Genomic DNA, 10498 nt, shown 5'->3' with positions numbered 1-10498 from the left:
TGGAACGCGTGGCTGGATCTCAACCTGTACACCCGCCTGCCTTGGCACGGCCTGATCATGGCCGCCGCCATCCTGCGCGCCCGCGGGCTCACCTGCCATCTCCTGCCGCTGGCCGCCGGGTTCAAGCAATCGAGGTCCCGGCCGCAGGGGCGGGAAGGAGCGGCCGAGAAGCTGGAGGGCTTCTGCCAAGTGCTGGAGGAGGCGCTTGCCATCGCCCACAAGGATTTCGACCGGCTCATCGTCGCCCGCGAGCTGATGAGTCGGGTCACGGCTAAGACTCGCTCCAACTCGAAGCTGCCGGAGCTGGTCGAGCTGTTCCTGTCGCGCCCGCTGGTGACGGTGCCGCTCGGGGCCAAACTGTTGAAAGTCACGCCCAAGGCCGTCGACCTGATGCTGGCCCAGCTCGGCGGCGCTCTGCCGCGCGAGCTCACTGGACGAACCCGCTACCGCGCCTGGGGCATCGTCTGACGCTATCCAGCCACACAGGCGACGCCTCTTTGTCGCCTTACTGCCATGGTTCAGCCCTTAGGACGAACCTTAACCGGAGAGGGCAGCTTGTTCGAGGATCACGGGAGCACACGGATCGATCTGGCCTGTCCTCATTGCCTGCAGCTGTTCAAGGTCCGGTTGCGCAAGCTCCAGTTCGGAGCCGATCTGATCTGCCGGCTGTGCCGGCACGAGTTCTCGGCTCAGGAGGTTTCTGGTCGTCTCGAGGTTCAGGACGCGTTGAGCCGCATGCAGATGATTGTCAGGCAGCGGGTGCGGAATGAGAAGCTTCACACAAGTCGCGATAGCCACGTAAAACGTGGTGGTACGGATCAGCATCCGGACTGTGCTCACATGAAGAGTTCTCGCGAGCATGGGAGTGAGATAGCTGAATGATGATTTGTAGCCTGAAGGCAGCATGGCGGCCTGGCGATGAAGCTTGGCCGTAACACCATACCAGTTTCGCCATAGTCTTCGTGTTTGTTGAAGGCCTTGGCGCCGAATCGGTCGGCGCGTCATAGGGCCTCCGATGACCCGCGCTCTGGCTTTTGCCACTGCTCTTCTGCTCGCCAGCCTCTCCCACACACCCGCCGCACAAGCCGCAGACCCGGTGCACTTCTGGGATCTCCAACCTAGATCTCTGCGCCTCCTGGTAGCCTCGCCCCAGGTGATGGTCACCCGCACCAAGACAGGCTGGGACGCCTACTGCCGCTGTCCGGTCGTGCTCGCACCCTCAGAGATCCCTGAGGTGATGAAGAAGGCGATCATCGCCATAGAGGACAAACGCTACTTCGACCACAGCGGCGTCGATGTAACCGCGCTGCTGTCCGTGCTCAAAGGCGGTCTCACCCGCGGAGGCAGCACAATCCCGATGCAGTTGCTCAAGAACCTGGTATTCCATGATTTGCGCGCCAGTGACGTGCTCACGCGTCTCGAGCGCAAAGGCGCGGAGGTCTGGTATGCAGGGCTCTTCAACGAGGCCGTTGGCAAGGAGGAACTCCTGGCCGCCTACCTCAACCAGATCGAGTTCGGCGGCCGCGACATCGTCGGGCTGTATCGAGCAAGCCGGCACTACTTCCGCAAGGAGCCCAAGGATCTGACCCTGTACGAGGCAGCTCTGCTGGCCGGCATGGTCAAGGCACCTGCCCGGCTCAACCCGCTTCGGGAGAGCACCCGGGAGCGAGCGCACGAACGAGCGCTTCTCGTCCTGAAGCTCATGGCCGAGCAGGATCTGATCAGCGATAAGGAGCGCCGTCAGGCTGAGAAAGCCGGGATCCGTCCCGGCATGCTGCCGGAGTTCAAGATCCAGCCACAGGCCTTTGCTGAATGGGTCGTGGAGACTTGGGGCGAGAAGTACGTGCAACCGGGTGAGACAGTCCGGTTCTTCGTCACCCTCAACCCGCGCGTCCAGCATATTGCGGAGCAGCAGCTCAGCAGGCTGGTCAAGGACGGGGCTGTTCCGCTCCAGTATGATGCGGGAGCGGTGATGATGGCCCCCAATGGACGGGTGCAGGCGATGGTCGGCTCTGTGAACTGGTCACAGCGGCAGTTCAACAACGCCGTCAAAGCCCGCGTGCAGGCCGGCTCAACGGCGAAGCTGCCCTTGCTGATTGCCGCCTGCGAGGCTGGCAGGATGCCAGAGAGCCGGGTTATGGACCAGCCGGTCAGAGGGACTTGGCCGGCGAACGGCGAGCTGGGGTACCGCGGGCAGACGACACTGAAAGAGGCTTTTGCCTCGTCACGCAACGCCGCTGCCGTGCGGCTGACACAGGAACTCGGGGCTGACACTGTCGCTACAGTCAGCCGCCGCATCGGTATCGATCCTGGGCCTGCAGCCGACTCAAGCTTTGTCCTCGGCTCCTACTCAAGCAATGTCATGACCATGACGGCCGCCTACACAGCCGTGGCCAATGGTGGCTACCGTATCGAGCCATCAGGCCTGCTGGCGGTGGTCGATGGCCGCGGCCAAGTGCGGGCTGACTTTCTCACCCCCATGCGGACGAGGGTCATCCATGAAAAATGCATTGAGCCGACTCAAGCGGTGCTGCGTGAGGTGGTCCAGCATGGGACCGGGCGCGCGGCGCAGATGAAGCACTGGGCCGCTTATGGGAAGACCGGGACCTCGACCGGCAATGCTGATGCCTGGTTCGTCGGCTGGAGTGAGCAACGGGTCTTCGGGGTCTGGATGGGGCGCCGCCGCGGCGCAGCCGGACACGCTGTTGCGGGTGCGGGGGCACCGGCTGCTTACTTTGGGCGTGTTGCCACTGCGGTGAACGAATGGGCTGAGCGCCAGCAGAGGTTGGAAGAGCAACGGCTCGCGAGTGCACGCCCCAAGCGAGGTCTTGAGCCAGGCAAGATCGTCGATTGGCTCTCGTCCCTGCCTCAGGCCATGACGCTGCCTAGCGCCTCATCCGCTCAGAAAAAACCGTCCAGGGACAAAAGGACGTAGGCGATCTGCACTCAGGTCCCAAGGGTGTCCTCGACAATGCTCGGATTGCGGTCCAGCAGCGCCAGCAGGACCCGTGCTGGTCCCTGTGGCGACCGGCGGCCCTGTTCCCAATTGCGCAGCGTTCCCACCGCTACACCGATGCGGCGAGCGAAAGCGGCTTGCGAGAGGCCGGTCTTGCTCCGCACAGCCGCTGCATCAATGGCAGCGGGTAGCCTTAGCCCGCTGCCGAGACTGAGATCATCGCCTGTCTCTGCGAGAATGGAGCCAAGGCTGGCAATGAGGTCCTCGAACTCGCTGTCATTGCTCATGGACGTTCCCCTGATGGACGGAGGACATACGTCAGTGGCGTAGCGCGTCAATGACAGAGCGGAGGATCAGCGGCCGCCCCTCATCGCCAGTACGGCATCCGAACCTTCCTGTGGTTCGGAAACTTGGCGTCCATGAGCGGCTCCGCTGATGAGAACAGCAGCCGTCGACGAAAGGCCGGAGGTGTCTCCACGATCTCGATATCCCGTGCGGTCGGATCCGTGGACCAGAAATCGGGAACGGGGCCGCCCATGAAGGCTGCCTCCTGGGTCCATGCCGGCACCTTGAGACCCCAGCGTTGGGACAGATGCTCTCCCGTGGCACCTATCCATGCGTCGTTCTTGGCGATACCTAACGGGACAGGGGCCGGATCAAGCATCGCTTGCTGTGTGTTCGGATTCTCTAGGTAAAAGACCCCCTTGAACTGGTACATAGCAAGGTTGAACCAATCGAGATTCTCACGGACGAGGTCAACCACGTCGGCGAGTGATTTCGGCTCGCTCTTCAGGGGCGGTCCGAGACCGAAGCGGTCAAGCCCCTCCTCGAAACGGGAGAGCCTCCCCTCAATCATACGCTCAAAGTCAGCGTCACGCCCGGGCTTGCGCTCGAGATAGGGCAGGACGAGCCTCCTGAGGCGCTTACTCGTTCTGATGCCGACTGCGGCTGCAATCCGGAAAGCTGGCTCCATGTCGTCGAGGGTCATGTCAGGCATGGGGCGCAGGGTGGCCAGGAAAATCATTGGAATCAGCAGATCGGGTGAAGCCGCCAACACACGAAGTCCTGGCTTCTCCCACGTGGGGTACATTCCGGTCGGGAAGTCGCCAGAGGTCGAAACACCATCCCGGCACAGCCTTGGCAGGAGGCGATCGAGCCAACCATCCAGAAGCCTGACGGCTTGCCCTGCCCGTTCGCAGGCCTGCCGGATCGGGCCGTTCTTGCCATCAAAGGAGACGTCGACCTCGATGCGGGTGCCGTCATCGGTCCAGCCGTAGCGCAAGAGAAAAACGCTGCCCCGGCAGACCATAATCTCGCCAAGCATCCTCCGGTCGCGGAGTTCGGCTCCCACGAGGTCCAATGCCTTGCGGATGACGATCGGGTCAGCGAGCATGCAAACAGACATCGCAGGACACCTGTCTGAAAGTGATCCCGCAACAGATAGAGCATCCGTCGCTCACGACCATTCGGCAGCGGCCCGAGTGAGATCATGATCGAAGGCATCGACGGAGGAGCACTCCCTTACACCTCGGCCGGTCACAAGGTCTGGGAAGCCTTAGATCAGACCTGCCGTGCTGCCGATCACCTGTCATGCCGGCTCAACAGAAAGTCCTTGGCTTGGTCGACGCGAGCCGCGAGATAGGTCGAACCGCCTTGGTCCGGGTGGAGCCTGGGAGCAGGGAGCTGTTAACAGATCGCTCACCATGCTGAGCAGAAGGCCATTGCGCCTGTGAACGTCTCCTTTGAGTTCTGGGTTAGCTCAGCAAACTCGCACGAGAAGGGCCACCCTTATGACGCCGATCTCTTCGCTCTGGAGCCGTGTCCCACAGCCTGAGCGCCGGCTCGCAGAGGCAAGCCGCACCCGTGTTCTGGTCGTTGAGGATGACCTGCTTGTTGGGGCTGTGGCAGCCGAGGCGCTCGAAGAGGCGGGTTTCACAGTCCTGTCCGCCGCCAGCGCCGAGGAGGCCAACGTCATCCTCGCTGAAGAGGCCCCTGACGTGCTGTTCACGGACATCAACTTAGGGGGCTGGATGGGTGCGAGCTCGCCCAACAGGCCCTCAAGGCACAGCCCGGACTTGCCGTGATCCTGACTTCAGGCCGCTCGGGCCGGTGCCACGCTGATCGCCTTCCACCGGGCGCTGCGTTTCTCGCCAAGCCTTACGGTCTGCCGCACTTGGTCGACGAAGTACTTCGCGCCGTTGAGGCCACGTCGTCGCACTAGCAGCCCACACCAGATCCGCGACAGGATCTATCGCCGGACCTTCACCGTAACGGAGAGACCTATGCGCATTGCACTGGCCGTTCTTGGGAGCACCCTTCTTCTAGCATCCTCAGCCCTTGCTCAGGTGCCGGTGGAGGTTGAGGCGTGTCGCCTGTCAGGGCTGGCGGCTCTTAAGGAGCGTTCGCCCTCGATTGAGCATCTCACCTTCGACATCCAGTCGCTGGCCATCTCCAAGGCAGCCACCAAGGTGGAGGATACACCGATCCGCATGGTGGTCATGGGCGACGCCTACCTCCAGCGCGAGAAAAGCGACAAGCCGAACCGCTTCGTCTGCCTTGTGAGCGATAAGGGCAAGGTGGTGCTCACCTTCTTCACGGAGCAATAGGACACTTGCTCGGCTATACGGCGCCGCTCCAGAAGAGCGCGTGCTCAGGGACATGAGGGGTTCTGAGGACGCTCCATGAAGTCTCGCTACTTACGGGCCGCCATCAGGTCATGCGTCAGCACCGTGAGCTTGCCGATGAGGGATGCCATGTCACTGGGATCACACGACCACTGGGTGCCAATGGCTGATCCATCGGCGCAGCTTGTCTAAGAGGCTCATTGCTTTCCATTCTCAAGGGGCGACCCTCTGAACAAGGGTTCGCCTCCCCAGGACAGTGATAACACTGCTGCGCAGAACACCGAACGTCAGCTCGAGCCAGGAACACCGGACGCTCTCAAAGGGGACGGGATTTCCTGGTCTGACCCGGAGCAGATCTTCCACCTTTGCCGATAGCTGCCAAACGTCAGGTCAGTGGGGCACGCACAGTGCAGGTCACCCCTGTCGGAGCAAAGGCGATCTGAACGTTTCCCCCGAGATCCTGTGCCAGGCTTCGCTCGATCAACCGGGAACCGAACCCTCTGCGGGTGGGTGTCCGCACGGCAGGCCCTCCGCTCTCCGCCCAACGCAGGTCGAGGGTGGATGGCTCGCCTTGCTCCACGTTCCAGGTGACCGTGATCTGGCCCGTGGCGTTGGACAGAGCGCCGTACTTGACAGCGTTCGTCGCCAGTTCCTGAAGCGCCATGGCAAGCGCCAGCGCCATGCGTGGTGACAGGCGAACCTTTGGTCCGCTCAGATGAAGTCTGTCCTCGCTCTCGCTGGAGTAGGGAGCCACCGCCTGCTCTACGATCTCGTAAAGATCGGCTCCCTCCCAGTTCTCACGCGTGAGCACGTCATGGGTGCGGGACAAAGCGAGCAGGCGGCTCTCTATCGCTGTTTTGGCTTCCGCTGCCGTCTCGGTGGTGCGCAGGGTCTGGGAAGCAATCGACTGCACTGTTGCCAGCGTGTTCTTGACACGATGGTTGAGCTCGTTGATCAGGAGCAATTGGTGCTCCTCCCACTGCTTCTGTTCGGTGATGTCCTCGAACACCCCGACCTCGCGCTCGGGTTGTCCCTGAGCATCCCGGTAGAGCTGGCTCAGGCTGGCGATGTACCGGATGGAGCCATCGGGCAAGTGTATGCGGTACTGCGTGTCCAGCCTTCCCGAGCCGCGGAGCGTGGCCTCGACCTCGGCGCGCACCCGCTCTACATCCTCAGGCAGCATCCGGCTGAAGTAGTCCTCGGCTCTCCCGCCTTCACCCTCGGCGAACCCGAATATCGCGCGCGTTCGCTCTGACGCCACAACGGTGTTGTCACGCAGGTTCCAGTCGAAGGTTCCGAGATCTGCTATCGTCAGAGCGGTCGAGAAGCGCTCCTCACTGTCCCTCAGGGCAATCTCCGCCTGCTTGGCTTCGGAGACGTCCACATTGCAGCCTGTGAACCCAAGGAAACGGCCATCACTCCCCAGGCGGGGAACCCCCTCGCAGCGCAGCCAGCGGATCTGACCGTCCCGATCCCTGACCCTGGTATTGACGCTGACGGGCACTCGCCTCTCGAAGGCCCGCAGGTACGCCGAGCGAAAGCTCTCAAGATCCTCCGGATGAACGACACGGGTCCAGCCTGCACCCTCCAGGTCATTGGCCGGGTTGCCGAACAGGGTCTCGTAATGATGATTGGCAAAGATGATCTGGCCTGTCTCATCGCTCATCCAGATCAGAGCCGGAGCGCTGTCCGCCACGGTGCGGAAACGCTCCTCGCTCTCCCGCAGGGCGATCTCAGCCTGCTTAAGGTCGGTGACGTCATGCCCCTCACCGAAGATGCCGATCACCCGGCCCTGGCTATCGGTGATCGGCTGGTAAACGAAGTCGAAGTAGAGGCTGCGCGGTGGCTCGCCGGGCCGCTGGAGGGTAATCGGCATCTGCCGCCCAACGAACGGTTCGCCCGTGGCATAGACCCCGTCGAGGATCTCGAAGAAGCCTTGGCCCGCCAGCTCTGGCAGAGCCTCGCGCACCGGCTTGCCGATGACCTCACGCGCGCCGATAACCTTCAAGTAGGAGGGATTGGCCAGCTCAAAGACGTGCTCGGGTCCGCTGAGCATCACCATCAAGCCTGGCGCCTGCTGGAAGAAGCTCTGAAGGCGGTCCTTCTCGGCCCTCAGGGACGCGCGGGTCTCCACCTCCCGGGTGGTCTCCGTGACCGCACAGAACATGCCACCGATACCGCCCGTCTCGTCATGAACCGGGCTGTAGGAGAAGGTGAAGTAGGCCTGCTCGTCAAAGCCCCTTCGCCGCACGACCAGCGGCAGGTCCTCCCAGAAGCTGGCCTCGCCCGCGAGGGCCTTGCCGATCAGCGGCTCGATGTCCGGCCAGATCTCGGACCAGATGTCCTTGAAGCGCCCGCCCATGGCGGCGGGGTGCTTGGCCCCGAGGATCTCCGCATAGCCGTCATTGTAGAGAAAACCCAGCTCGGGCCCCCATGCCACGAACATCGGGAACTTGGAATTGAGCATGAGGCTCACGACCGTCCGCAGGCTCTGCGGCCACTGCTTCGGGTTCCCAAGCGGGGATGCGGACCAGTCCAGGGAGCGCATGAGCGCTCCCGCTTCTCCCTCTCCGCCAAGGAAGTACAGTTCAGGTCCGGTGACGTCAGGGCGCATGTGTACCCTCCGCACATGGGCACGGTCCCCGAGCGAGTTGCTCCCTGGACCCGAACAAGCTGAGGTGAACGGTGTCCCTGCCTTCGCAGCCGAGGATCGGCCGACACCCGACCCACGCACTAGGAGATTGGTCCAGGTTCATGAACCTGGGCGAGGAGGAGTTGATGGGCATCGGTGAGGATACGACAGGAAGGCTGGAAGGATGTCGGGTGGCTAGATAGGCCAGGAAGCCGCTCGGGCAAAGAGCCGAGTTGACGCGTGCCGCCTTGCGCGCGGCAGGCGGGCGTGATCGGTACCCATTGGCCCAAGCCCCCCGGCAGGCGCGACAGCGGATGGGCAGGCATCCATCGCTTGCGACATTCCGGACGCATGCAAGGGCCGCGCTGGCTGCCAAGCATAGGTTGACACATGCCCCGCCTGCGATACCTACCGCTGCTCGCGGACAGGGCCGGGCATTCCAAGCCAGCGCATCCCGTCGTGCCTCCCGAAACTTCGCCTCCGGGCGCCGTAGGTTACCCATGACTGACAATGACGCGCCCGAGGGCGCGGAAAGCAATCCGCCGTCCCTTGATGTTCAGGGAGACGGGCAGAGCATCGGTGTTCCCGCAGCCGGCGAGCACGAGAACGTCTCCTACAACCCGACAGGCGGGCCGGGCATCCACCACTGGCAAAGGGCGGCAATCACACAACCGGGTCTTGATGAGCGGGGCAGCGTGTTCTTCGCCGCCATCGAGATGACCCGGATGCCGATCATCCTCACGGATCCTAACCTGCCGGACAACCCGATCGTCTTCGCCAACCGCGCCTTCCAGGACCTGACCGGCTACACCGAGGACGAGGTTCTCGGGCGCAACTGCCGCTTCCTCCAGGGCGCCCATACGGACCGGGAGGCCGTTGCCGAACTGCGGCACGCCGTCGAGGAGAGCCGGGCCGTCTCGGTCGAGCTTCTGAACTACAAGCGGGACGGAACCCCGTTCTGGAATGCCTGCTTCATCGCTCCCGTCTTCGACAAGGACGACAGCCTCCTGTACTTCTTTGCCTCCCAGCTTGACGTGACGCGGCGGCGGACCTCTGAGCAAGCCTACCGCCAAGCGCAGAAGATGGAGAGCATCGGCCAGCTCACCGCGGGCCTGGCCCATGACTTCAACAACCTGCTTCAGGTGGTCTCGGGCAACCTGGAGCTGGCACTGTCCCGCACGGACGACGAGTCCCTGCGCCGCCCGCTGGAGAACGCCAGCCGTGCGGCTGAGCGCGGCGCCAAGCTGACCAAGCAGCTCCTGGCCTTCGCCCGCAAGACCCGGCTCGAGGCGAAGCCGACGAACCTCAACACCCTCATCACCGAGTTCGGCGACATGCTGGAGAACTCGGTCGGTCCGCAGATCGAGATCCAGCTCAACCTGCGCTCCCGGGTGCCGGCAGCCCTGGTGGATCCGGTGCATCTGGAGATGGCGGTGCTCAACGTGCTGATCAACGCCCGCGATGCCATGCCGAAAGGGGGCTGCGTCACCATTGCGACTTCCAAGGTGCACCTCAACGGGAACGCGTCCGCCCATCATCTCCCACCGGGCGATTACGTCGCGCTCACGATCAGCGACGAGGGCGAGGGCATGCCCCCGCATGTGCTGGAGCGGGCAACCGAGCCGTTCTTCACCACCAAGAGTCAGGGCAAGGGCACGGGGCTCGGGCTCGCCATGGTGCACGGCTTCGTGCAGCAGTCCCTCGGGCGGCTCGAGATTGAGAGCCAACGCGGCAAGGGCACGACCATCCGCATGCTGTTTCCGGCGGCCGACGCGCAGGCGCATGCACCCCATCGGCCGAGCCGGGACCTGGCGCATGCGGAACCCAGGGGCCAGGCGGAGACGATCCTCGTTGTCGAGGACAGTCACGACGTGCTCGAAATCGCACGCGAGCACCTGACGGCACTTGGCTACACCGTCCTGACCGCCCGGGACGCCGACGAGGCTCTCACCGTGTTCGACAAGGCCGAGGGCAGGATCGACCTCTTGTTCACCGATCTTGTCATGCCGGGCAGCATGAACGGGCTGGCGCTGGCCGATGCCGTTCGCGAGCGCTCCCCCGGCATCGGAATTCTCCTGACTACGGGCTACAACGATGACCTCCTGAGAGAGGGAAAGGCATCGGGCGGAGCCGACGTGCTCGGAAAGCCGTATCGTCGGCCCGACCTCGCCGACCGGGTTCGAGCAGCCCTGAACGGCCGCGGGCGCGAGCGGCGGATACCTGAGGCCAGCCCATCGCGGGGGCCGCGGCACGAGGGTTGATCCCGCATAGCCGGCGGCGGCTGCG

The 10498-nt window shown here is 63.5% G+C and carries 9 protein-coding genes and 1 pseudogene; 5 read left to right on the top strand and 5 right to left on the bottom strand.

Annotation, left to right across the window (positions count from 1 at the left end; translation table 11 throughout):
* Positions 1-468: helix-turn-helix domain-containing protein (locus tag JQC81_RS26390; protein WP_203274771.1), on the top strand; the 468-nt coding region annotated here is incomplete at its 5' end.
* 69 nt (positions 469-537) lie between these two features.
* On the opposite strand, the gene JQC81_RS26385 is transcribed toward JQC81_RS26390, so the two are convergent.
* Complete coding sequence (locus tag JQC81_RS26385) at positions 538-825, bottom strand: hypothetical protein (RefSeq protein ID WP_203274770.1); 288 nt, start codon at positions 823-825, stop codon at positions 538-540.
* Positions 826-1015: 190 nt separating this feature from the next.
* Here JQC81_RS26385 and JQC81_RS26380 point away from each other — a divergent pair, with 190 nt between their 5' ends.
* Positions 1016-2935 carry a transglycosylase domain-containing protein gene (locus tag JQC81_RS26380; RefSeq protein ID WP_203274769.1) on the top strand — a complete coding sequence of 640 codons (1920 nt, stop codon included), beginning with the start codon at positions 1016-1018 and terminating at the stop codon, positions 2933-2935.
* Positions 2936-2946: 11 nt separating this feature from the next.
* Here the strand turns inward: JQC81_RS26380 and JQC81_RS26375 are convergent, their stop codons facing one another.
* The 3 genes and pseudogenes from JQC81_RS26375 to JQC81_RS26365 all read right to left on the bottom strand — a co-directional run.
* Complete coding sequence (locus JQC81_RS26375; protein ID WP_203274768.1) at positions 2947-3243, bottom strand: helix-turn-helix domain-containing protein; 297 nt, start codon at positions 3241-3243, stop codon at positions 2947-2949.
* A gap of 80 nt (positions 3244-3323) precedes the next feature.
* Positions 3324-4349, bottom strand: a complete 1026-nt coding sequence (locus JQC81_RS26370; protein ID WP_203274767.1) for a hypothetical protein — start codon at positions 4347-4349, stop codon at positions 3324-3326.
* A gap of 188 nt (positions 4350-4537) precedes the next feature.
* Positions 4538-4627 (bottom strand): annotated as a pseudogene (locus tag JQC81_RS26365) (DnaJ domain-containing protein); the annotation flags it as partial.
* 119 nt (positions 4628-4746) lie between these two features.
* Between JQC81_RS26365 and JQC81_RS26360 the strand changes: the two are divergent.
* Both JQC81_RS26360 and JQC81_RS26355 read left to right on the top strand, forming a co-directional pair.
* The gene (locus JQC81_RS26360; protein WP_246520677.1) at positions 4747-5040 is read left to right on the top strand and encodes a response regulator; all 294 of its coding nucleotides are present in this window, start codon (positions 4747-4749) and stop codon (positions 5038-5040) included.
* A 198-nt stretch (positions 5041-5238) separates the two neighbouring features.
* Complete coding sequence (locus JQC81_RS26355; RefSeq protein ID WP_203274766.1) at positions 5239-5562, top strand: hypothetical protein; 324 nt, start codon at positions 5239-5241, stop codon at positions 5560-5562.
* Positions 5563-5965: 403 nt separating this feature from the next.
* Here JQC81_RS26355 and JQC81_RS26350 read toward each other — a convergent pair whose 3' ends face one another.
* Positions 5966-8194 (bottom strand): PAS domain S-box protein, encoded by a 2229-nt coding sequence (locus tag JQC81_RS26350; protein ID WP_203274765.1) that lies wholly within the window; start codon positions 8192-8194, stop codon positions 5966-5968.
* Between the two features lie 518 nt (positions 8195-8712).
* Here JQC81_RS26350 and JQC81_RS26345 point away from each other — a divergent pair.
* Positions 8713-10473, top strand: a complete 1761-nt coding sequence (locus JQC81_RS26345) for a histidine kinase famiy protein (protein WP_203274764.1) — start codon at positions 8713-8715, stop codon at positions 10471-10473.
* The last annotated feature ends 25 nt before the right edge of the window (positions 10474-10498 follow it).

The sequence above is a fragment of the Microvirga arabica genome, assembly GCF_016811235.1.
In the GTDB taxonomy this organism is placed as follows: domain Bacteria; phylum Pseudomonadota; class Alphaproteobacteria; order Rhizobiales; family Beijerinckiaceae; genus Microvirga; species Microvirga arabica.
This window is presented reverse-complemented; position numbering and strand designations above follow the sequence as displayed.

What these genes read in the sequence shown, in the direction of transcription:
- JQC81_RS26350 (WP_203274765.1), bottom strand. Translation starts at nt 8,194, where the DNA reads ATGCGCCCTGACGTCACCGGACCTGAACTGTACTTCCTTGGCGGAGAG.
- JQC81_RS26380 (WP_203274769.1), top strand. Translation starts at nt 1,016, where the DNA reads ATGACCCGCGCTCTGGCTTTTGCCACTGCTCTTCTGCTCGCCAGCCTC.
- JQC81_RS26355 (WP_203274766.1), top strand. Translation starts at nt 5,239, where the DNA reads ATGCGCATTGCACTGGCCGTTCTTGGGAGCACCCTTCTTCTAGCATCC.
- JQC81_RS26345 (WP_203274764.1), top strand. Translation starts at nt 8,713, where the DNA reads ATGACTGACAATGACGCGCCCGAGGGCGCGGAAAGCAATCCGCCGTCC.
- JQC81_RS26360 (WP_246520677.1), top strand. Translation starts at nt 4,747, where the DNA reads ATGACGCCGATCTCTTCGCTCTGGAGCCGTGTCCCACAGCCTGAGCGC.
- JQC81_RS26385 (WP_203274770.1), bottom strand. Translation starts at nt 825, where the DNA reads ATGCTGATCCGTACCACCACGTTTTACGTGGCTATCGCGACTTGTGTG.
- JQC81_RS26370 (WP_203274767.1), bottom strand. Translation starts at nt 4,349, where the DNA reads ATGCTCGCTGACCCGATCGTCATCCGCAAGGCATTGGACCTCGTGGGA.
- JQC81_RS26375 (WP_203274768.1), bottom strand. Translation starts at nt 3,243, where the DNA reads ATGAGCAATGACAGCGAGTTCGAGGACCTCATTGCCAGCCTTGGCTCC.